The following is a 20,550-nucleotide window of genomic DNA, read 5'->3' on the forward strand; positions in this document are numbered from 1 at the left end:
CAGCTTACTTAATATGGAACACGAGTAATGGAATGTGCGTATCAACAATCAGCCTTTTTGTTACGCTGGGGTTGATCAAAAATTCTTCAATAAAAGAGCGCTCCCGGGCCGACATGATCACCAGATCCGCTTTTACTTCGTCGCAATAATCTTCAATACCTTCCAGCACATGGCGGGATTCGCGGACAACGATCTGTTCGTCCGTCACCGCAAATTGTCGCCTGATTTCTGTAACATATTGGTTATCCGGCTGAATGTCAGGCTGCGAATCCGATTTTACTTTCAGCAATGTCAAATTTGCGCCGAGGTGGTTCATCAGTACAAAAACTTCTTTCAATACGTCACTTTCATCATACTCAAACTGAGTGGCATATACGACCTTCGAAAATTTACCAGGGTTAATGTGTGGCGGGATGATCATCACCGGACATTTGGCGTGCAGGGCAATTTGCGTCGCCGAGCTGCCGACCAGTTTATCCAGAAAACCGCCCTCGCCCGTGCGGCCCATCACGATCAGGTCCGGAGAGTAAGTTTCCGCCGCATCTTCAATCGCTGAGTGAATGCTGCCCAGCGCCCAGATCGCCTGCGTTTTATAGCCTTCCGCCGCCACATTCTCCGCGAAGCTGTCGAGCCTTTTCCTGAATTCGTCTTCCAGCTCATTGGTCATAGTTAGGAAATCGGACCCGCCAATTCCGGGTACTACGCTGCCCGGCGTAAGGTTTACGTCGGCAATGTAGGGCTGGTAGGCGTGCAGGATGAGCAACTCGGTCTGTTCTTTTTCGGCAATAATTTTTGCGGCTGCGAGGGCATGTTCAGCATTTTCTGAAAAGTCGATCGGGATCAGTATCCGGTTCATAATGGAATTTGGTAAATGTTTCGAAGTAGTTTCCGAACGTATTCAATTTGAGGAATGAAACAAAGGCAAGAGCGAAAAACTTGTGCCAAGAGAAAAAAGTCAAACCGCCTCTCTACCAAGTTTTATTTCAAAAAACAGAAAAACTTTAATACAATCAATAAATGACTTTAAATAAAACATATTATAAATTTTGCATATTACCTTAACTGCGCCGATTGCAATTGTTGGCCTTAAGCTGATTTTTCATAAGTTTACCCTCACAAACGGATACTCATCTCAAACTCGCCATATGAAGAGCAAAATTACCATTATCAATTTCGTGCTGGTGACGATTGCGGCAATCGCAACAGTATTAAATGCTTACAATGTTGTTACCATTTCTGATAATGTGCTGATTTCGCTCCGCTGGCTCGCCCTCGCCAGTTTGATCGTTTATGCAATCATCAAAAAAAACCTCACAACTTCCATCCTGATTTCGATGCTGGTCGGAACGGAGATTGGCTACGACTACCCGAAAATGGGTACAGAGCTGCATTTCCTGCGGCAGATATTTTTGCAAATGATCAAAACCGTGATCGCGCCGCTGCTTTTCGCGACGTTGGTGACGGGCATAGCCGGGCATTCCGATTTGAAACAAGTCGGCCGGATGGGCTGGAAGTCTTTGCTTTACTTCGAAGTCGTAACCACATTCGCGCTGCTGATCGGGTTATTTTTTGCTAACTGGTTCAAACCCGGCGTAGGCATTATACCGCCGGAATCTTTGAATGCTACCCTGCCGAAAGTGTCGGAACAGACCTGGCAGGACATTGTGCTGCATTCTTTTCCTGAAAACATGGCGAAGTCAATTTACCACGGGGAAGTACTTCAAATCGTCGTTTTTAGTGTGTTATTCGGGATAAGCCTGGCATTGCTGCCTGCTGCGAAGAAGGAAAAATTTGTCCACGGCGTGGAGCTGCTGGCGGAAGTCATGTTCAAGTTTACCAAGATCATCATGTACTTCGCGCCCATCGGCGTCGGTGCTGCGATTGCGGAGACGGTCGGTCATATGGGGATCGATGTTTTGAAAAATCTTGCGCTGCTGCTGGCGACATTATATTGTGCATTAATCGTCTTCATCCTCATTGTTTTTGTGCCAATCGCCATGATTGCCAGAATTCCGGTGATCAAGTTTGCCAAAGCGATTTTCGAGCCGGTTTCCATCGCATTTGCTACTACCAGCTCAGAATCAGCATTACCGAAAGCGATGGAGAAAATGGAGAAATTCGGCGTCCCGCGTCAGATCGTTTCCTTCGTGATGCCGACGGGTTACAGCTTTAATCTCGACGGTTCCACATTATATCTCGCCCTGGCGACGGTTTTTGTAGCCCAGGCTACTGGTACCGAAATGTCTTTTGGTCAACAACTTACGATGGTTTTGTTGTTGATGTTGACCAGCAAAGGAGTAGCTGGTATTCCCCGCGCCACCCTGGTTATCCTGCTTGGCGCGATCGCCAATTTCGGGATGCCCGAGTGGCCCGTGCTTTTGATTATGGGTATCGATGAACTGATGGATATGGCGCGGACCTCCGTCAATGTGACTGGAAACTGCCTCGCCACCGCCGTGGTAGCCCGCTGGGAAGGTGAGCTGGACGACGAAAAAATGCACAACTCCGACCTGATTACCGAGGAAGCTGTCGCCTCGAAAGTTTAGTTTTTTATTGAAATTCAGATTTAAAATATGCTTACCCTATACGGAATCCCCAATTGCGATACCATTAAAAAAGCACGCACCTGGCTGGATAAAAACCAAGTTGAGTACACCTTTTACGACTACCGAAAAGAGCCGATCACGACGGCGAAAGTGAAAAAATGGTTCAAAGCATTCCCCTGGGAAAAAGTGATTAATAAAGCCTCTACAACCTGGAAAGAGCTTTCGGATGAAGAAAAAGCAGCGGTAACCGATGAAAATTCAGCTGCAAAACTGGCCGTAGCGCATACGACGGTTATCAAGCGGCCGGTGATTGAAGACAGCACCGGCAAGGCGCTTACCCTGGGATTTTCAGAAAAAATCTACGAAGAAACTTTTCTCAAATAGCGGCTCTCGTCGTCACGATCACAACTTTGGAATTATCGGACAATGTGGTGGCGAAAAGATAATGTTCGCCGCCTTCCTTTAACTTCCATTTTTTTCTCAACTCTTCCGGTTTTGCAGGAAAATTGCGGACGGTAATGTTGGCCTTATCGCCCGGAATGTGCTTTGAAATTTCCTTAATGTCTGGTTTGCAAACCGCTAGAATCTGCATGGACCTGCCCGGGAAGTTTTCGGCCAAATGTTCGGAAGTGTAAAGTTGACTATTCACGGCCAGCTTATTAACCTGATAGTTTTTGCCAATCATTTTAAACCCGCCTGATTTTAACACAGCGGCATGCGGCTCGTAGAGATAACCTAGCGGGTCGGAAAAAGTACTTTGCGCGTTCTTTTCGTCTTCCGGATTAAAATCAAATGTTTGTTTTGCAGTCCCATCGTGGTCTAAAATCCTGACTTTGATCTGATAATGTTCGCCCTCAAAATCTTTGTTCAGAACAAAAAGCAATTCCTTGCATTCCTGCTCATAACCGATCACATACACTTCCTTCACGTTTCGTAACTCATTTACACCCAATGTAATGTCCAGCAGGGGAGAGGTTTTCAGGAGAATGTTTGGGGCGGTTTTAAATAATGTTTCAAGATTGTTCGGAATGTCTGGTGCGCAGTCGGCCAGGCGTACCACTTTTTCACGGTTCTCGTCGCGCCTTGCCGGGTCGGTGTAAATCCAGGTGCTGGTGAAGTTGCTGGTTTCGAGTGCATTCAAAGAATTTTCTGCGTGTACCCGAATGTTCCTTACGCCTAGCTGCTCAAAATTATAAGCCGCCGCAGCAGCTACTTCTTCCTGCATTTCGAAGTAATCGACTTGCTCAAATTCTTTGCTCAGATAAAAACTATCCACCCCCATGCCACCGGTAATGTCAATCAGTTTTTTGCCGGAAACCAGGCTTGCCTTAAATTTCGCCGCAGCCTCCGACGAAGATTGCTCGACGCACAATGCGGGGGGGAAAATCAGTTTTTCATGGGCATACCATTCCGGCAATTTCTTCGCTGCCTTTTGCCTCGATTGGATCTGCGCAGCTAGTTTCCTGACATCCAGGTTTTTGTATTTACCCGACTTTAAAATAAGCTGACCCACATTCTCCGACAGGTGGTTCTGGATAAAAGCAATTTCTTCATTTGAAAGACCGGGAGAATGTAGTTTCATGAAAGTGGATTTGGGACTAACCAGATGAATATTATAACTTGTCGGCTAATATCCTATTTCCCTAAGTTTAACCTTTATTTATCATGAAAATTAAGACCTTTGAAGAGTATCAGATTGCCTACAAACAAAGTGTAGACGATCCCGAAGGTTTTTGGGCGGAAGTGGCCCAACAATTTCAGTGGCGTACCCCGTGGAAAAAAGTGCTGAGCTGGGATTTCAACGAGGCGAATGTAAAATGGTTTGAGGGTGGTGTAATGAACATTACCGAAAATGCACTGGACCGGCACCTGGCCGACAAAGGCGACCAGCCCGCGATTATCTGGGAGCCCAATGATCCCGAAGACAAATCCGTTTCTCTGACATACCGCGTTTTATTCGATCAGGTTTGCCGTTTTGCCAATGTTTTGAAAAAGCATGGCGTCAAAAAAGGCGACCGCGTCTGCATATATCTTCCGATGGTTCCCGAGCTGACCGTGGCGGTACTGGCTTGTGCGCGGATCGGGGCGATTCATTCGGTTGTTTTCGGTGGTTTTTCTGCCAAATCTATCGCCGATCGTATTAATGATGCAGCCTGCACGATGGTGATCACGTCCGATGGCGCATTCCGCGGTAACAAGGTAATCCCGATGAAAGCCACGGTGGACGAAGCGCTTGTTCAATGTGACAGCGTGAAGAATGTGATCGTGATGACGCGTACCCGCACGCCCGTTTCCATGTTGAAAGGCAGGGACTTATGGTGGGAAGAAGAAGTGAAGCTGGTAGATTCGGTCTGCGCAGCCGAGCCGATGGATGCGGAGGATATGCTGTTTATCCTTTACACTTCTGGTTCTACGGGTAAACCGAAAGGTGTCGTGCATACTTGCGGCGGCTACATGGTTTATGCGACTTATACATTTGCCAATGTATTCCAGTACGAGCCGGGCGAGGTGCATTTTTGTACCGCGGATATTGGCTGGATCACCGGTCACAGCTACATTGTCTACGGACCGCTTTGCTATGGCGCCACTTCGCTGGTTTTTGAGGGTGTACCAACCTATCCCGACGCAAGCCGGTTCTGGAAAATCATTGAAAAACATAAGGTTAACATTCTCTATACTGCACCGACGGCGATCCGCTCGCTAATGAGCTCGGGGCTGGATTATGTTAATGGACACGACTTTTCAAGTCTGACAAAGCTGGGCTCGGTAGGGGAGCCGATCAACGAAGAAGCATGGCACTGGTATAAAACCAACATTGGCGGCGATCATTGTCCGCTGGTGGATACCTGGTGGCAGACAGAAACCGGCGGGATCATGATCTCACCGCTGGCTGGCATTACACCAGAAAAACCAACGTTTGCTACTCTACCGTTACCGGGTGTGCAGCCTGTTTTGGTGGATGAAAATGGTCTGAAGATCGAAGGAAATGGCGTGAGCGGAAACCTTTGTATCAAATTCCCCTGGCCGGGCATTGTCCGCACGACTTATGGCGACCACGAACGTGCCAAACAAACCTACTTCTCGACTTATAAAGGCATGTATTTCACCGGCGACGGTTGTCTCCGTGACGAAGACGGCTACTACCGCATTACTGGCCGCGTGGATGATGTATTGAATGTTTCCGGCCACCGTATCGGTACCGCCGAAGTTGAAAATGCGATCAATATGCACCTGGGCGTAGTAGAGTCGGCGGTGGTAGGTTACCCGCACGACATTAAAGGTCAGGGAATTTACGCCTACGTGATTTCGGATAAAGAAATTGACGACGCCGAAATGTTCAGAAAAGACATTGGCGCTACGGTTTCCCGCATCATCGGCCCGATCGCGAAACCAGATAAGGTGCAATTTGTGACCGGTTTGCCGAAAACCAGGTCAGGGAAGATTATGCGAAGGATTTTGAGAAAGATTTCCGAAGGGGATGTAAGCAATTTGGGAGATACCTCGACATTGCTGGATCCGACCGTGGTGGAAGAAATCAAAAAAGGCGCTTTGTAAGATTAGCAGTCATAAAATAAAAGAGGAAGCTTTTCGGGCTTCCTCTTTTTTATGCATTAAACTTTGAAATGGATGCCTTATCTGCCGCACAACCGCATCCTTTGGCACAGCCGCCGCTATTTCGGTTGCTGAATGTCTTCCAGAATCGCCAGCCGATATAACCCGCTGCCACAAGGAATAATGCTAATATGATGATCTCCTGAATTCCCATGCCTTGCAAACGCCCGGTTACTCCCAATTGTTCCTTTTCGCCAATTGAAAAGCGTGCTGGTAATGATGCTCGCTGTGCCAGGCGTAATTTGCAATTACTTCATCCAGCCGGAATGTTCTGCCTGTCGCAGGGTGAATGTAAGTTCTTGCCAGATCAGTTTCATCCATAGAATTCAGCAATAAAACCCACCGCAAATGCACATATCGCAACAATTGGATCGAAAGCTCGATCTGCGCCGTTTTGGCGTCGGGTAGCTCGGCCCACAAATGTTCTTCGTAAGGCTTGATCACCGGATTATCCTCCGTTAATGCCAGCCGGCAGCGGGTGTACGCATTAATGTGGCTGTCGGCGACGTGGTGAACCAGTTGCCGGATCGTCCAGCCGTCGGGGCGGTAGGGGGTATCGAGCCTGTCATTTTCCCAATTTCCCAATAAGTTGATGAATTTGGAAGGTAATGCGCTGATGATCTGAATGTTCGACTTTACTTCCGCTGGCGTGTAATGTTCCTGCGAGACGAATTTCCCGATCGGATATTTAAGCTGTTCGATGTCCATTTTAGAAATTTTCTTTGATGACTGAAACCAGTTCCTCGTGTTGCTTTCCTGCGGTGGCAATGATGTCACCGCCGAAGAGGTAATTATCTCCACCGTTGAAGTCGGTTACCTTGCCGCCTGCTTCTTTGATGAGCAGTACGCCGGCTGCCATGTCCCAGGAATTGAGATTGTATTCGTAAAAACCGTCAAACCGGCCAGCCGCTACGTATGCCAAATCCACGGCCGCCGCGCCCATTCTCCGGATACCGTGCGTTCTTTGCATCAGCAGTTCCAGAATGTACATGTAGCGTTTTTGTTTTTCGAATTTATAATAAGGAAAACCGGTCGCGATGAGGCTGTCCTGCAAATGTGGTACCGTCGAAACTTTCATCTGCTTACCATTCAGCCACGCGCCGCCGCCCTGCCAGGCCGAAAACATTTCGTTCAGGCTTGGTTCGTGGATCACGCCAGCCAGCAATTCTTTACCTCGCGCCAAGCCCACGCTCACGCAATACACCGGAATGCCGTGGATGAAATTGGTGGTGCCATCGAGCGGGTCGATGATCCAGTTCAACGCCGTCGGGTCGGGTTCAATGCCGGTGGTGCCTTCTTCGGTAATGAAGCTGGCCTCAGGTAAAAGTTCGCTCAGACCCGCTACGAGCAGTTTTTCAGCCTCTTTATCCACATAAGAAACGAGGTTATTCAGGTCTTTGTATTCTATTTTATCCCTGGAAAAAAGCGCGGCTTCCTGCTGGATGAAGGAAGAAGCCTGCCTTACAATTTCTATGGTTTTTTGTGTCAGCAATTCGAGATCCATGCTATTTATCCTTTAAAGGAATTTTTGATAGTGAATTATTAATGTAATAAACCCTGACGATCAGCATCAACAAAATGGGTATAAGTACAAGGTTATGCTTGGCAACATTGCCTGTTGCGCAAAGTAAGAGAAATCCGTAAAAGATCAACAAAAACTGAAACCAGGCTGGCTTCTTGTTTTTGGAAAAGAAAAAAATCAGCGGCATCCATAGCGGAAATGCCCAGAGCAGGTCGTAATTCCAGCGCGTTGTTTCGTCAGTTCGAATTGCCCAGAGCAGCACCAGTATCCAGCCCGCCAGCCCGGCAATCGAAAACAGGATTTTATCCAGCGTGAAATCAACGATACCCTTACTGATTTGCCAGTAACTGAGCGCCAGCACCAAAACGGCTAATGTCCAGAAAGTGACCATCGGCGTGAAGATGCCCTTATATTGGATCGGTTCCGCCGTGAAAATGTCACTTTTTGAGATCACCAGCGGCGCAACACCTGCGGCTGTTTTGATCTTGGCCGCGGCGAAAGCGTCGGCCAGGTTATCCGGCAAAAAAGTCGCTTGTTCGGCCGTGGCAATTTCATCCGCCTGCGTACCAATGGCAAGGTCCATCCCGAAATCCGCCCAGGGATTTTGTTTGTAGGCATACTTATCAATCCACTGCCGGAAACTCCGTTTTTCCTTGGTATATCCGTTATAAATTAGGCTATCGCCAGCCGCAGCTTTCAAAGCGTCTACCAGACGGGTTGCGCAGTTATCGTAGAAAAAAAGATATTGGTATGCCCGGTTTTGCGGCAGGTAATTAGTTTCCAGGTAATTGTACAGCTTTTGTTTTTGAGCCTGAGATAAATTCAATACCTGCTCCGAAATAGAACGGTTTTCAGCCCTGTAAAAGGCAATGTGTGGTGCCATCGGCGCCACCGAAATCGTGTAGGGAAGGGATCCGCGTAGGAATTTGAGATAAAAATTTCCTTCGTCGAATTTGAATGTACCGTAACTGTAAGCGCCGTCGACCCCAGTCACCGGATCGTATACCCAAAGTGCGCTATGCCCGAAACCGGAGTACAGATCCGTGCCCGGCCCGAAGGTGATCAGGCTCGCTTTCGCTTGCGGACTGAGCGTCGTAAACTGAGCGAATGTGGACTGAACTACCAGAAAAAAAAGAAAAAAAGCAATGCTAAAACGCTTCAAAAACGGCTGATAAGCTGGGTTCATATTATTCGGGATCTTCATCCTCATATTTATCTGATTTCTTTTTTTCTTCGGGTTTCCCTGCCAGCACAATCACGATCTCGCCTTTCACAGTTTTTTCTGAAAAATAGGTAATAACCTCCTGCAATGTGCCCCGCACATTTTCTTCAAAAATCTTGGAAAGCTCCCGAGACACACATACCTGCCGCTCAGCACCGAAAAATTCGGAAAACTGCTGCAATGCTTTAACCAACCTGTGCGGAGATTCGTAAAAAACCATCGTGCGTTCTTCGGAAGCGAGGTTTTGCAGCCGGGTTTGTCTTCCCTTTTTATGAGGTAAAAAACCTTCGAAAGTAAAACGGTCATTGGGCAAGCCGGAGTTAACCAAAGCCGGTACAAATGCCGTTGGCCCAGGCAAACATTCTACCGGAATTCCCTGCCGGATACATTCACGCACCAGCAAAAAGCCGGGATCCGAAATCGCCGGCGTACCCGCATCGGAAACCAGCGCCATCGATTCACCTTTCAAAATACGCTCGGCTACCCGCGTAACTGTCTGATGCTCATTGTGAATGTGGTAGCTGTGCATGGGCTTGGAAATACCCAGGTGTTTCAGCAGCGTGCCCGAAGTGCGCGTATCTTCCGCCAGCACCACGTCCACGCTTTTGAGGACGTTGATGGCACGCAGCGTAATGTCTTCCAGGTTGCCGATCGGGGTAGGTACGATGTATAATTTCATTGTGAATGCCGGGCAAACTTGGATGTAAAAATCTGCCCGAAATTATCCCTTTTTTTCAAAGATTTCATCGATTGCCGCTGCCAGTTTGCGGTCCTTGTCGGTCACCACGTCCCCTGCATCATGTGTATTCAGCTCAAATTCGACCTTATTGTACATATTCGTCCAGTAAGGGTGGTGGTCCATTTCATCCACGGTATAAGCCACCTCAGTCATAAACCGGAATGCTTCCTTGAAGTCTTTGAATGTGAAGCTCTTTTTCAGCTTGTTATCTTCTTCCTGCCACATGGTTCTCCTGTTAATGTTTAAAAAAATACTTTCAATGTTGACCGACTCAATTCTAAATACCATGCCACCCACCACTTACTAAGAAAAACGCCCGCGTCTTTTACTCCCGGCATTATTCCTGTACAGCCTTCGACCAATCGTTTTTGGTCCCTATATTTGAACTTTGTTCTGGTAGAAATCCTTTCCAATTTATGAAAGTAGAACTCGTCCGCGTCAATGATGCCTTCCATTTTGAAGGCAGCGGCTCCTCCGAAATTAAAGTACATACCGACGGCGCGCCAGACATTGGCGGCCACAATCTGGGCGTCCGGCCGATGGAATTATTGTTGATGGGCCTCGCCAGCTGCAGTGCCATTGATGTGGTTTTGATATTAAAAAAACAGCGTCAGGAAATCTCCGATTTTCGCATCAGCGTGGAAGGTGATCGTGAACAAGAGCCTGATACACAGCGCAAACCATTTACAAAAATTCATTTGGTTTTCAAATTAGCGGGTAATCAACTGGACGAAAATAAAGTGAACCGCGCGATCGGCTTATCAATGGAAAAATATTGCTCGGCGACTGCTCAGCTCGAAGCCTTGGCAGAGATCACATATAGTGTTGAAATCGCTACTGTTTAGCAGGTTATCTTTCAAAGTATTCATTTCAAAAATCAATGCAACAATACCAGGATTTACTGCGCCACATTCTTCAAAATGGCGTCCGGAAAACAGACCGCACCGGCACCGGGACGATCAGCGTGTTTGGCTATCAAATGCGTTTCAATCTGAAAGACGGTTTTCCGCTCGTGACGACTAAAAAGGTGCATACCAAATCCATCATTTACGAGCTGCTATGGTTTTTGAAAGGGGATACCAACATTAAATACCTGAAAGACCACAATGTGTCGATCTGGGACGAGTGGGCCGATGAAAATGGCGATCTCGGGCCGGTGTACGGCAAACAGTGGCGCAGCTGGCAAGGCGCAAACGGTAAATCCGTGGACCAGTTGCAAGAGGTTTTGAAACAATTGAAAAATTCTCCGGATTCGCGCCGGATTATGGTTTCAGCCTGGAATCCTGCGGAGCTTTCGGAAATGAAATTGCAGCCCTGCCACGCCTTATTTCAATTTTACGTGGCACCGGCGGATTCCGAAGCAGGTGAAACGAGAGGTAAACTTTCCTGCCAGCTTTACCAGCGCAGCGCGGATGTTTTCCTGGGCGTACCTTTCAACATTGCCAGCTACGCTTTGCTCACGATGATGATCGCGCAGGAATGTGATCTGGATCTGGGCGATTTTGTCTGGACTGGCGGAGATACGCACATTTATCTGAATCATTTGGAGCAAGTGGATCTGCAACTTAGCCGCGAGCCGCGTGCGTTGCCTCAAATGGTTTTGAATCCCGAAATCAAAAATGTGCTCGACTTCGAATTCGAGGATTTTGAATTGAAAAACTACAATCCCTGGCCGGGTATTAAGGCGCCTGTGGCTGTTTAGTAGTTCTGCAAAATGGGCATCCAGTACATTTTAGAGATTATTGGCACATTTGCATTTGCCATTTCGGGTGCCCTGGCCATGAAAGACCAGAAGTACCAGGACTGGTTTGGTGCCAGCTTCACCGCATTTATTTCCTCAATCGGTGGCGGAACGTTGCGGGATATCTTACTCGGCAGCTATCCGCTGGTCTGGATCAGCGACATTACTATTATTTATGCCATCATTGCGGGCATTATTACCACCTTTATTTTTTACGAATTTTTGCTGATGCTCAGGAAAACACTTTTCCTTTTCGACACTTTTGGAATCGCGTTATTTACAATCGTAGGAACTGAAAAAGCCCTGCATTTGGGCGTGAGGCCAGAAATTGCCGTGATAATGGGCGTTTTTACCGCGACGATGGGCGGCGTGATCCGGGATGTGATGACGAACGAAATCCCGATCATTTACCGGAAGGAAGTATATGCAACTGCATGCCTCGCCGGGGCATGCAGTTATTTGTTGCTCGATAAGCTGGGTGCCGGACGAAATGTCGCTTTTATATCTGCCTCCCTGGTCATTATCGTCATCCGGATCCTGGCAGTACGCTACGAGTGGAGCGTCCCGCGGTTTTTCCGGTAATCCTTATTTCTTCTTTTTCTTTCCTTTTGAAACCGTCGCAACTGCTTGTTTCGTAGTTACTTTCGGCTGAATTTCCGCAATCGTTTTCTCGATTTGTCCTTTGAAAAAACTGTTGAATGCATTGTCGGAAGGTGTCCCCAGTGTCAAAGCTTTTTGCGCGACAGGCAATGCTTCATTGTATTTGCCGAGCTTGGCAAGAATCGCAGCTTTGAGGTATAGATTATAGTAACCTTCTTTCAAACCAATCGCTTTGTCAGCCATCGATAACGCGATCGGTAAATCTTTTCCTTTTGACAATAAATAAGCCGCGCCACTTTCCAAAGTTTGAATGTCCTCCGGTTTTTCGGCGATAGCCTTGTTTAAAGCATTCATCGTCAGGCTTTCTGTCTTCACCGAAATCGGCACAGGCACATTTACCGACGACCAGGAAAGATTCAAGTAGGCCGTGCTATCGCTGGTCGGATCGACTTTGATGGTGAATGCTTCATGGTACGCGGATGAAGTGGGTACCACCTGCACTTTCGCCACGTCGTCGGCTTCGTTGTAGGATTCTGTTCCCTGATCAAACTTTTTGTTCAAAATTACCGTCCAGGCTGCGCCGGAGGGAATGGATAGTAACGCATATTTTCCGGCAGGTACCGTGCGGCCGCCGAACGAAAATTCTGTGCTGGCTTCTAATGTTGTCGGCGAGTTTGCGCCAGTCCGCCAAAGCTGGTTGTACGGCGCCAATGTGGAGCTGTCCGCAAATACTTTGCGGCCTTTAAGGGTTGGCCTAGAATACTTTATCGTGAAATCGGTGATGCCGATCGTCTGCATGACCATCGCGCCCTGGCTTGGCGCAGGCGTGCGCTGGGCGATAGAATGTGTCAAAAGCAGGGTGGTCAGGGCAAGGGAAAGTAGATACTTTTTCATTCTGGCAAGGTGGTTTGTGGCTGCTGTGGTTTAAACTTGTGGTGAAATTAGAATGAAAAAATCAGATACCCTACATGAAACGAAACAGTTTGCTCGCCCTGCTCGACAGCTACCAGCCCGAAAAGGGCGAGGAGGAAAAAATGTATCAGGATACCATTGCATTTGTCCGGGAAAATGAAAATTGTTTTGAAAGAACATTGCTGAAAGGCCACGTAACCGCCTCCGGTTGGGTACTTTCCGAAGATAAAAGTGATGTTCTGCTCATGCACCACCGCAAGCTAGACAAGTGGTTTCAGCCTGGTGGACATTGCGACGGCGACCCGGATGTGGAAGACGTAGCCCGAAAGGAAGTGTGGGAAGAAACCGGCATCCAGCATTTAGAAGTATTGAAAAATGGCATTTACGACGTGGACGTGCATTTGATCCCGGCCAACAAAGACATTCCGGCGCATTACCATTATGACATTCGCTTTGTATTCCAAATGCAGGATGAGCAGCCGATTTTAGTCAATAGTGAATCGCGGGACGTGCAGTGGGTGCCTGTCGGGGAAGTTCATAAACTGAATAATTCTGAGTCGATCATGCGAATGGTGCGTAAGATCAGTTTTTTATGAATTTCAATGTCCGCTCCTGATTCTCGACTTTGAGATGGATCAGATAAAGTCCTGCCGGTAATTGTCTGGTGTTAATGTTATGCTTTTCTGAAAGTCGCGTAGCTGATTTGAAATGTGAGCTGCCCGTTGCGCCGTAAATGTTCAACTCGGCATTTTTCCCAACCAATGTTTGCGGGATCGTCAATGTTACTTCGGCGTGCGCAGGATTTGGAGAAACGACGACTGCTTGTAACATTTCCTTCTCCGTACCCAGCGGCATAAATTCATTTTGGATAATCTCCTCGGCTTTGGTCACACTCGGCACGCCATAACCGATCATATTATCCGGATTGGCAGCATTGTGACCCGATTTTTTCAAAACATAAATAATCTGCTGGGCGGTAAGACTGGGATGCTCCTGCCAAAGGACAGTGGCCAGGCCCGCAATTAACGGGGAAGAAAATGAAGTTCCATTTGAGCTGGATGCCGTACCGGCAGTTGTCCCCACGATCGCCCCGGCGCCCACGGCGGAAATGTCCGGTTTCATTTGGCCAGCCGCATTTGGCCCCACAGAGCTGAATGCGGCATAAGTCCGGTCATACGTTGTAGCGCCGACACTCAACACAGAATCCACATCGGCGGGAGCAGAAATGTAATGCCAGCTTTTGTTCCCATCATTTCCAGCAGAAACAGTGACGATCATGCCCGTGCGCGTCGCAATACGAGCTGCGCGGCTTATAATGGTCGTTTTACCATCCATATCTTCGTAAGTATGGTTGTAGGCATCGGTATCAAATTCGCCATCGAATGTGGTGTAACCCAGCGATGAGTTGATCACGTCTACGCCAAGGCTATCTGCGCGCTCAGCTGCCAGCAGCCAGGTAATTTCTTCGTAAGGCGATTCTCCGCCGTCATTTTCAGTATGATATAATGCAAAAGATGCTTTGAATGCTGCCCCGATCATGGTACCCGGCTGGTAGGCGGCGATCGTCGACAGCACATTCAAACCGTGCGAACCGTTGTTGTAAACGTTGCCATCGCGGTCCACGAAATCGTGGGTATCCACAATGCGCTTCTCGTCGCGCGGTGTTTTCAGAAAACCCACTTCTTCACCCTGGGAAAAACCATTGTCCAGGATAGCGACAAGCATTCCCTCACCGTGCAGGCCTTTTTGATGCAGCGCAGGCACTTCCATCAATGCCAGCTGCGCATTCATGCTGCCGTAAGAAAGCGGCTCTTCTTCGGTTTCGAATTTTTTATTGATGGCAGATACTCTTTCAATGCCCGGCGATTGAGATGTAAGGTTAGCAACCGGCAAATCGAGTTCGATACCTTTAAAAAATGCCAGCTTTTTAATCGCGGCAAGTTGCGTCGCCGAAGCTTCAACCAGCGAACCATTGAACCATCGGGAAGAATAAATGATCGTCGCGCCGGTTTGTTTGACGGCAGCAATATAGGCAGGATTAACTGGAAAGTCTCGGCTGGAAATTGGAATGTTCTGGCGTGTTCTTCTGGAAATAGCCCTTTCTGAGAGGTATTCGGCAGGTTTTGCCACCGTGTAGGGAGAGTTGGCTTTGTCATTGAACAAAACCAGATATCGGGGATTGGTTTGCGCAGCACATTCGAGGATGGCGGCGCAGATGAAAGCAAGTGTGAGTAGCAAATTTTTGGTCATTGTTTTCCAAAATTTTCAATGGTGGTAATTTCTTTCGAGCCTGATAAGACGATTCCTTTTCCTAAGCAATCTGCTTTGTGACAGTATTGCAAGTTAAGCCGCTCACGCCTTATCAGTCCAACATTTTGCGCATATATTTCAATATACTTCTTTCTGGTCAAAAGTGTGGAGTCGTCCTGCCTGATTACCGTGATGGTATTTTCAAAAACCTGATTTCCAATCTGGTAAGACTTTCCGGTTTCCGTAATCCGGGAAATACTTTCAGTACGCGCATTATATGCATTGACATTCCAGATCGCCCCTTCATATGCTGGGAGGGTCAATTTTATTACTGGCTGGCCATTTTCTAACTCAAAAATACGGTTCTCTGTCTGCCAGATCGCTGACACAGAGTCAGTTTGCCGGTTAGTAAGTTTTAAAGATGAATATCCGATAGCGAAAGCTTGGCCGCCGTCCGACTTTTTAAATGCCTCGCCGATTTTCCTTCTGTATTTTAAACTATGCAGCTGATCTGTTTTACCAATTTCAAATGTCGTTTTATCAACCCGAAAATCGGAATATCTGCCTGTTTCTAATAAAAAATAAGGATTATCCGCCGGTTTTGTAGCTTCGGGATGGGAGCAGGAAGCGATGCCTACAATGAGGCACAGCGCAAATTTTTTAGCAAGCATGTGTATAAAGTGTTCTTCTACGCGACTTTTTCGCCGGGTATCTCACGACCTCCGAGATACTGGCAATCCAGCAATGCTTTCATGCCATTATAGGGGACGATTGTTTTCAAATATCCATAATTATTCGCCAGCGAAATAATGCTGTTGTGATCGCCCATGGAAATATCGACATCATTCATATCAAACTGGCAAGGGTGCTCATATCCGGTTGCGTGCGTGATTTCAATAATCTCTTTGGCCAGCGTGGTCATGTAATTATTGAAACGCTGACTTTTTAAGGCGGGATCAATGCCGGATTCCAGCCACTTATTATTGGTTGTAATACCCGTCGGGCAGCGGTTGGTGTGACAAATCTGCGCCTGGATGCAGCCAATCGACATCATGGCTTCGCGCGCAACATTGATCACATCGGCGCCCATGCAAAACGCCATCACAGCCTGAGCTGGCAGGCCGAGTTTACCGGAAGCGATGAATGTGATTTTGTCGGTTAAACCCCTCTTTTGGAAAATCTTGTAAACGGTACTGAATGCAAAAACAAGCGGCAGGGAAACGTGGTCGGCGAAAGAGGGTGGGGCAGCGCCGGTACCGCCTTCACCGCCATCGATGGTGATAAAGTCTGGGCCCTTGCCGGTTTCGACCATCAGATCTGCCAGCTGTTCCCACATATCGGTTTTACCTACGGCCGATTTAATCCCGATCGGCAAGCCAGTTTTTTCAGCCATTTCTTCAATGAAATCAATCATGCTGCGGATATCCGAAAATGCGCTGTGGTACGGTGGCGAAACCACATCCACGCCCATCGGTACCTGCCTGATCTCGGCAATTTCTTCGGTAATTTTGCTGGCTGGCAGGACGCCGCCTTTCCCGGGCTTGGCACCTTGCGAAAGTTTCAGCTCGATCATCCGGACAAAGGGATTATTCTCCGTCATTTTGATCAACTTCTCCATCATAAAATTTCCCTCATGATCGCGCACACCGAAGTAGGAGGTACCCATATTGAAAACCACGTCGGCCCCGAATTTGTGGTAGGGCGACAAACCTCCTTCGCCGGTGTTGTGATAATTCCCGAATTGGTAAGAACCTTTATTCAACGATTCCACCGCGCGCGACGAAAGCGAGCCGAAGCTCATTGCGCTGACATTCACGACAGAACGCGGCCGGTAGGGACGTTTTCGGTTGTGGTAAATGCCGATTACTTTGGCGGCAGGTATGGTATAGTGGTTGGGATCGTTTCCGTTTTTGACGTGGTGACTGTGTGTCGAATCCAGCTTTAAAGGCAGCATGGCCGGTTTTACAAAAACATAACCCGGCTCTTGCATGTCCTGATCTGTACCGAAACCCTGGTAGTTGTTTTCTTTTTTAGCAGAAGCGTATATCCAGGATCGCTGGCGTCGGTTGAAAGGCAGTTCTTCTCGGTTGTTGGCGACAATGTACTGTCGGAGCTCAGGGCCGATGGTTTCGAGCCAGTAGCGAAAATGACCCAGCAGCGGGAAGTTATGCTGGATGGTATGCTTTCGCTGCAAAACATCGCGTAAAGCGACGATGATCAACACCACTAAAATGTAAATCCATACAGGAATTGCTGCCAGGAAATTGATTGCGCTACCCATATTTCAGATTTCCTCCCAGGAAGTGACTTTGGCGAGGTCTTTCCAGTAGCCGGGATAAGACTTGACCACCACGCCCGGCTCCTCGATCACCACCGGAAAAACCATCCCGACAGGTGCGAAGGCCATCGCCATACGGTGATCATCATAAGTATGGATGGAAGGCGACTGGATCACGCCGGGATCCTGAATGGCGTGTACTTCGTATAAATGATCTTTTTCGATTTCTTTCAACTCCGCACCCAGCTTTTTTAACTCTTGCTGCAACGCAAAAATGCGGTCGGTTTCCTTAATTTTAAGGCTTTCTACACCCGTAAGTGAAAGGCGGATACCTTTGACGGCGCAGCAAACTGCCACAGTCTGGGCGAGGTCTGGGCAGTCGGTGAAATCCCAGCCGATGGATGCGGCGGCAGGAATTTTAGTCAGCAGCACGCCACGCTCGGTGAATGTGCTTTCCACACCCAAATGCTTCATAATGTTCACGATAGCACTGTCGCCTTGTAGGGAATTCTTTTTTAATCCTAACAATTCGACCTCTGCGTCTTCGGCCAGTGCTACAATGCTGTACCAGTAGCTCGCGCCCGACCAGTCGGATTCGATGGCGTATGGCTGCGGCTGATATTTCATCGGCGGGATAAAAAGCGTATTTTTCTGCCAATCGGCCTGGTAATCGATCCCGAAATGCGCCATCTGGTTCAGCGTCATTTCAATGTAGGGACGTGAGCCGACTTCTCCTTCGAGCTGAATGGTCAGGCCGCTGGGTAACTCGGGCGCGATCATCAGCAAAGCCGAAATATACTGGCTGCTCACATCGCCTCGCATCTTTATTTCACGATTTCCGGAATAAGTAAATCCATTCAGTTTCAGAGGAGGATAACCTTCTTCTTTTTCATAACTGATATCCGCACCCAAAAAACGCAGCGCATCCACCAAAATCCCGATCGGCCTTTCACACATTCTGGCAGTACCTGTCATGGTTTTCTGCTGATTGGTCACCGCGAAATAGGCGGTCAGAAAACGCATGGTTGTACCTGCGTCGATCACATCGGCTACCTGGTCACTGGAATTGAGCAGCCGCAGCATCGTTTGTGAATCGCGCGCCTCCGAAATGTTGGTAAGCTCACATTTAAAACCGGTCAATGCATTGATGATGAGAGCACGGTTACATTCACTTTTGGATGCAGCGAGTTGAATTTCTGCGCGTATGGGTTGTTTGGGGGGATTGACTAAAATGGATTTCACTTTCAAAGAATCAAATGATAACTCAGTATGTTTCAAGCACTTTCAGCTTGTTGCGGTGATTTATTTTGAGCGAGGCGAATGTCAGTTTGTAGCAGACAAAACCCGCTGCCATCAAAGAGCCGCCCACGATCAGAGAAGAAGTATCAGTGGTAAATCGTTTATTATCAACTCCTTTATTAAAAAAATCGGCACCGATGAAAATTAAGCCGGCCAGCGGCAGGATAGGGGCGAGCTGGGAAATAAAAGGGATCCTTCTGGAAACTTTCATGAGTCGGATGTCTTTCAGGAGAATTTCCTGGTAATCCATCCGGCCGACTGCTTCGTTGATAATGCCAATGCTGAAAGAGGAATCGGTTACACTCGCAATGGTTTCGTTGAAACGGATCGTTTCATCGTGCATACGAAATTTGATATTATCGCCCGGAAAAAAACGGTACCGATGAAAACCACCGATTACCGGGGACGCGTCGAGCACCAGATATTTTTGTCCCGGCGTAGCGATCACCCTGCTTGCATTGCCTTGTTTAAGAAAAAGTTCTTCGCTGGAAACGGCTTTTTTGGGGTCGTAATGGTCCTGTGCAGAAGCGGCCAGATTCCCTAAAAAAAGCAAAATGACAATTGGAACAAGTTGTCTCATAATAAAAAAAAGAATGTTTCAAATATAGGGAATCATTCTTTTAAACGGGCGAAAGTGTTGCAATGTTGCTTATTTTAAAGTGCCGCTGAAACCAGCATTTTTGTCACATATCACGACTTTTCCATACCTTTCGGCAAATAAAAAGTAAGTCCAATCAATTGATGTATATGTATCAGGCCGGTTATTTGAAGCATTTTACCGAAGAAGTTTTTCTTGCGATAGGATGTTCCCCGGAAGACGCCCAACTGGCTGCCAAGGTGTTGGTAAGTGCAGATTTACGGGGCGTAGATTCACATGGAATCGCCCGTTTGGCGGGCTACGTAAGGCTTTATGACCACGGGCGGCTCAACCCGACGCCTGACATTAAAGTGGTGTATGAAACACCGAGCACCGCAGTTGTGGACGGCGACCAGGGCCTTGGGCTGGTAGTGGCGCCGAAGGCGATGGAAGTAGCGATGGAGAAAGCGGCAAATGTGGGTTCTGGCTGGGTTTCTGTAAGGAATTCCAATCATTTCGGTATTGCAGGTTATCACGCGATGCTGGCTTTGGAAAAAGATATGATCGGCTGGACGATGACCAATGCCGCGCCGCTGGTAACGCCTACGTTTTCTCTGGACAAATTGCTCGGTACCAACCCGATAGCCGTGGCAGTGCCAGCTTCGGAGGAGCCAGCTTTCGTAGCTGATTTTGCATCGACGGCGGTGGCTTACGGTAAGTTTGAAATTTTGCAGCGGAAAGGTTTGCCGGCTCCGCTGGGCTGGGCGCAGGATGCGGAAGGAAATGCCACGACGGATTCCAATGCGGTAAAAAGCGGCGGCGGCTTGCTTCCTCTGGGTTCTGACCGTGAGCACGGAAGTCACAAAGGTTACGGCCTCGGCGCAATTGTTGATATTTTTTCGGGCGTTTTGTCGGGGGCTAATTTTGGTCCGTGGGTACCGCCTTTTGCGACGGCGGGTTTTATGTCGGCGCAGGAAGGGGTAGGTTTGGGTACCGGACATTTCCTTGGGGCAATGCGTGTCGATGGTTTTCGGCCGGCGGAGGATTTTAAAAAAGATATGGATAAATGGATCCGTGCATTCAGGGGCGCGCGGGCGGTGGAAGGTCAGAAAGTGATTATTCCCGGAGATCCGGAGCGCGAAATGGAGGCGGACCGTGAGGTAAATGGTATCTCGCTGCTCGAACCTGTCGTTTTGTCACTTGAAGAACTGGCAAGCCGTTTTAATATCCCTTTTGAAAAAAACATTTGAAA

The 20,550-nt window shown here is 48.0% G+C and carries 22 protein-coding genes; 8 read left to right on the forward strand and 14 right to left on the reverse strand.

Going from position 1 to position 20,550, the window contains the following annotated elements:
- Positions 1-4: 4 nt before the first annotated feature.
- Positions 5-856 carry a universal stress protein gene (locus FEN17_RS16890; protein ID WP_138366499.1) on the reverse strand — a complete coding sequence of 284 codons (852 nt, stop codon included), beginning with the start codon at positions 854-856 and terminating at the stop codon, positions 5-7.
- 289 nt (positions 857-1,145) lie between these two features.
- Here FEN17_RS16890 and FEN17_RS16895 point away from each other — a divergent pair, with 289 nt between their 5' ends.
- The gene (locus FEN17_RS16895; protein ID WP_138366500.1) at positions 1,146-2,546 is read left to right on the forward strand and encodes a dicarboxylate/amino acid:cation symporter; all 1,401 of its coding nucleotides are present in this window, start codon (positions 1,146-1,148) and stop codon (positions 2,544-2,546) included.
- Between the two features lie 27 nt (positions 2,547-2,573).
- Positions 2,574-2,930, forward strand: a complete 357-nt coding sequence (locus FEN17_RS16900; RefSeq protein WP_138366501.1) for an ArsC family reductase — start codon at positions 2,574-2,576, stop codon at positions 2,928-2,930.
- On the opposite strand, the gene FEN17_RS16905 is transcribed toward FEN17_RS16900, so the two are convergent.
- Complete coding sequence (locus FEN17_RS16905) at positions 2,923-4,128, reverse strand: THUMP-like domain-containing protein (RefSeq protein ID WP_138366502.1); 1,206 nt, start codon at positions 4,126-4,128, stop codon at positions 2,923-2,925. The genes FEN17_RS16900 and FEN17_RS16905 overlap by 8 nt on opposite strands.
- Positions 4,129-4,211: 83 nt before the next feature.
- Between FEN17_RS16905 and acs the strand changes: the two genes are divergently transcribed.
- Complete coding sequence (gene acs, locus FEN17_RS16910) at positions 4,212-6,101, forward strand: acetate--CoA ligase (protein WP_138366503.1); 1,890 nt, start codon at positions 4,212-4,214, stop codon at positions 6,099-6,101.
- 49 nt (positions 6,102-6,150) lie between these two features.
- Here acs and FEN17_RS16915 read toward each other — a convergent pair whose 3' ends face one another.
- From FEN17_RS16915 to FEN17_RS16940, 6 genes are read right to left on the reverse strand one after another with little or no spacing between them, the layout of a single operon-like run.
- Entirely contained in the window at positions 6,151-6,312 is a 162-nt protein-coding gene (locus FEN17_RS16915; RefSeq protein WP_138366504.1) for a FeoB-associated Cys-rich membrane protein, read from the reverse strand.
- A 17-nt stretch (positions 6,313-6,329) separates the two neighbouring features.
- Positions 6,330-6,866 carry a YfiT family bacillithiol transferase gene (locus FEN17_RS16920; protein WP_138366505.1) on the reverse strand — a complete coding sequence of 179 codons (537 nt, stop codon included), beginning with the start codon at positions 6,864-6,866 and terminating at the stop codon, positions 6,330-6,332.
- A gap of 1 nt (position 6,867) precedes the next feature.
- On the reverse strand, positions 6,868-7,662 hold the full coding sequence (locus tag FEN17_RS16925) for an inositol monophosphatase family protein (RefSeq protein WP_138366506.1): 795 nt from the start codon (positions 7,660-7,662) through the stop codon (positions 6,868-6,870).
- A 1-nt stretch (position 7,663) separates the two neighbouring features.
- Complete coding sequence (locus FEN17_RS16930) at positions 7,664-8,884, reverse strand: Lnb N-terminal periplasmic domain-containing protein (RefSeq protein ID WP_229208858.1); 1,221 nt, start codon at positions 8,882-8,884, stop codon at positions 7,664-7,666.
- Positions 8,868-9,581 carry a 16S rRNA (cytidine(1402)-2'-O)-methyltransferase gene (rsmI, locus tag FEN17_RS16935; RefSeq protein ID WP_138366507.1) on the reverse strand — a complete coding sequence of 238 codons (714 nt, stop codon included), beginning with the start codon at positions 9,579-9,581 and terminating at the stop codon, positions 8,868-8,870. The genes FEN17_RS16930 and rsmI overlap by 17 nt, the downstream gene beginning before the upstream one ends.
- Before the next feature lie 42 nt (positions 9,582-9,623).
- Complete coding sequence (locus tag FEN17_RS16940; protein ID WP_138366972.1) at positions 9,624-9,866, reverse strand: 4a-hydroxytetrahydrobiopterin dehydratase; 243 nt, start codon at positions 9,864-9,866, stop codon at positions 9,624-9,626.
- Between the two features lie 191 nt (positions 9,867-10,057).
- Between FEN17_RS16940 and FEN17_RS16945 the strand changes: the two genes are divergently transcribed.
- The 3 genes from FEN17_RS16945 to FEN17_RS16955 are packed head-to-tail and all read left to right on the forward strand — an operon-like array spanning position 10,058 to position 11,964.
- Positions 10,058-10,486, forward strand: a complete 429-nt coding sequence (locus FEN17_RS16945; protein ID WP_138366508.1) for an OsmC family protein — start codon at positions 10,058-10,060, stop codon at positions 10,484-10,486.
- 35 nt (positions 10,487-10,521) lie between these two features.
- Positions 10,522-11,343 carry a thymidylate synthase gene (locus FEN17_RS16950; protein WP_138366509.1) on the forward strand — a complete coding sequence of 274 codons (822 nt, stop codon included), beginning with the start codon at positions 10,522-10,524 and terminating at the stop codon, positions 11,341-11,343.
- 12 nt (positions 11,344-11,355) lie between these two features.
- A complete protein-coding gene (locus FEN17_RS16955) occupies positions 11,356-11,964 on the forward strand; it encodes a trimeric intracellular cation channel family protein (protein WP_138366510.1) in 609 nt (202 codons plus the stop codon).
- A gap of 3 nt (positions 11,965-11,967) precedes the next feature.
- Here the strand turns inward: FEN17_RS16955 and FEN17_RS16960 are convergent, their stop codons facing one another.
- Positions 11,968-12,876: a DUF2911 domain-containing protein gene (locus tag FEN17_RS16960; RefSeq protein ID WP_138366511.1), complete on the reverse strand. Its 909-nt coding sequence runs from the start codon at positions 12,874-12,876 to the stop codon at positions 11,968-11,970.
- A 74-nt stretch (positions 12,877-12,950) separates the two neighbouring features.
- On the opposite strand from FEN17_RS16960, the gene FEN17_RS16965 reads away from it, so the two are divergent.
- On the forward strand, positions 12,951-13,490 hold the full coding sequence (locus tag FEN17_RS16965) for an NUDIX hydrolase (RefSeq protein ID WP_138366512.1): 540 nt from the start codon (positions 12,951-12,953) through the stop codon (positions 13,488-13,490).
- Here FEN17_RS16965 and FEN17_RS16970 read toward each other — a convergent pair.
- The 5 genes from FEN17_RS16970 to FEN17_RS16990 are packed head-to-tail and all read right to left on the reverse strand — an operon-like array spanning position 13,477 to position 19,301.
- Entirely contained in the window at positions 13,477-15,144 is a 1,668-nt protein-coding gene (locus tag FEN17_RS16970; protein WP_138366513.1) for a S8 family peptidase, read from the reverse strand. The genes FEN17_RS16965 and FEN17_RS16970 overlap by 14 nt on opposite strands.
- A complete protein-coding gene (locus FEN17_RS16975; RefSeq protein ID WP_138366514.1) occupies positions 15,141-15,815 on the reverse strand; it encodes a hypothetical protein in 675 nt (224 codons plus the stop codon). The genes FEN17_RS16970 and FEN17_RS16975 overlap by 4 nt, the downstream gene beginning before the upstream one ends.
- A gap of 17 nt (positions 15,816-15,832) precedes the next feature.
- Positions 15,833-17,425: an FMN-binding glutamate synthase family protein gene (locus tag FEN17_RS16980; protein ID WP_138366515.1), complete on the reverse strand. Its 1,593-nt coding sequence runs from the start codon at positions 17,423-17,425 to the stop codon at positions 15,833-15,835.
- Positions 17,426-17,428: 3 nt separating this feature from the next.
- Positions 17,429-18,664: a 3-phosphoshikimate 1-carboxyvinyltransferase gene (locus FEN17_RS16985; protein WP_138366516.1), complete on the reverse strand. Its 1,236-nt coding sequence runs from the start codon at positions 18,662-18,664 to the stop codon at positions 17,429-17,431.
- A gap of 22 nt (positions 18,665-18,686) precedes the next feature.
- Complete coding sequence (locus FEN17_RS16990) at positions 18,687-19,301, reverse strand: hypothetical protein (RefSeq protein WP_138366517.1); 615 nt, start codon at positions 19,299-19,301, stop codon at positions 18,687-18,689.
- Positions 19,302-19,468: 167 nt separating this feature from the next.
- On the opposite strand from FEN17_RS16990, the gene FEN17_RS16995 reads away from it, so the two are divergent.
- Positions 19,469-20,548, forward strand: coding sequence for an Ldh family oxidoreductase (locus tag FEN17_RS16995; RefSeq protein ID WP_138366518.1), 1,080 nt, complete (start codon positions 19,469-19,471; stop codon positions 20,546-20,548).
- Positions 20,549-20,550 lie beyond the last annotated feature (2 nt).

The organism is Dyadobacter luticola (assembly GCF_005860805.1).
Classification (GTDB): domain Bacteria; phylum Bacteroidota; class Bacteroidia; order Cytophagales; family Spirosomataceae; genus Dyadobacter; species Dyadobacter luticola.

Coding starts and splice junctions, on each gene's coding strand:
- FEN17_RS16890 (WP_138366499.1), bottom strand. CDS start 856: ATGAACCGGATACTGATCCCGATCGACTTTTCAGAAAATGCTGAACAT.
- FEN17_RS16895 (WP_138366500.1), top strand. CDS start 1,146: ATGAAGAGCAAAATTACCATTATCAATTTCGTGCTGGTGACGATTGCG.
- FEN17_RS16900 (WP_138366501.1), top strand. CDS start 2,574: ATGCTTACCCTATACGGAATCCCCAATTGCGATACCATTAAAAAAGCA.
- FEN17_RS16905 (WP_138366502.1), bottom strand. CDS start 4,128: ATGAAACTACATTCTCCCGGTCTTTCAAATGAAGAAATTGCTTTTATC.
- acs (WP_138366503.1), top strand. CDS start 4,212: ATGAAAATTAAGACCTTTGAAGAGTATCAGATTGCCTACAAACAAAGT.
- FEN17_RS16915 (WP_138366504.1), bottom strand. CDS start 6,312: ATGGGAATTCAGGAGATCATCATATTAGCATTATTCCTTGTGGCAGCG.
- FEN17_RS16920 (WP_138366505.1), bottom strand. CDS start 6,866: ATGGACATCGAACAGCTTAAATATCCGATCGGGAAATTCGTCTCGCAG.
- FEN17_RS16925 (WP_138366506.1), bottom strand. CDS start 7,662: ATGGATCTCGAATTGCTGACACAAAAAACCATAGAAATTGTAAGGCAG.
- FEN17_RS16930 (WP_229208858.1), bottom strand. CDS start 8,884: ATGAAGATCCCGAATAATATGAACCCAGCTTATCAGCCGTTTTTGAAG.
- rsmI (WP_138366507.1), bottom strand. CDS start 9,581: ATGAAATTATACATCGTACCTACCCCGATCGGCAACCTGGAAGACATT.
- FEN17_RS16940 (WP_138366972.1), bottom strand. CDS start 9,866: ATGTGGCAGGAAGAAGATAACAAGCTGAAAAAGAGCTTCACATTCAAA.
- FEN17_RS16945 (WP_138366508.1), top strand. CDS start 10,058: ATGAAAGTAGAACTCGTCCGCGTCAATGATGCCTTCCATTTTGAAGGC.
- FEN17_RS16950 (WP_138366509.1), top strand. CDS start 10,522: ATGCAACAATACCAGGATTTACTGCGCCACATTCTTCAAAATGGCGTC.
- FEN17_RS16955 (WP_138366510.1), top strand. CDS start 11,356: ATGGGCATCCAGTACATTTTAGAGATTATTGGCACATTTGCATTTGCC.
- FEN17_RS16960 (WP_138366511.1), bottom strand. CDS start 12,876: ATGAAAAAGTATCTACTTTCCCTTGCCCTGACCACCCTGCTTTTGACA.
- FEN17_RS16965 (WP_138366512.1), top strand. CDS start 12,951: ATGAAACGAAACAGTTTGCTCGCCCTGCTCGACAGCTACCAGCCCGAA.
- FEN17_RS16970 (WP_138366513.1), bottom strand. CDS start 15,144: ATGACCAAAAATTTGCTACTCACACTTGCTTTCATCTGCGCCGCCATC.
- FEN17_RS16975 (WP_138366514.1), bottom strand. CDS start 15,815: ATGCTTGCTAAAAAATTTGCGCTGTGCCTCATTGTAGGCATCGCTTCC.
- FEN17_RS16980 (WP_138366515.1), bottom strand. CDS start 17,425: ATGGGTAGCGCAATCAATTTCCTGGCAGCAATTCCTGTATGGATTTAC.
- FEN17_RS16990 (WP_138366517.1), bottom strand. CDS start 19,301: ATGAGACAACTTGTTCCAATTGTCATTTTGCTTTTTTTAGGGAATCTG.
- FEN17_RS16995 (WP_138366518.1), top strand. CDS start 19,469: ATGTATCAGGCCGGTTATTTGAAGCATTTTACCGAAGAAGTTTTTCTT.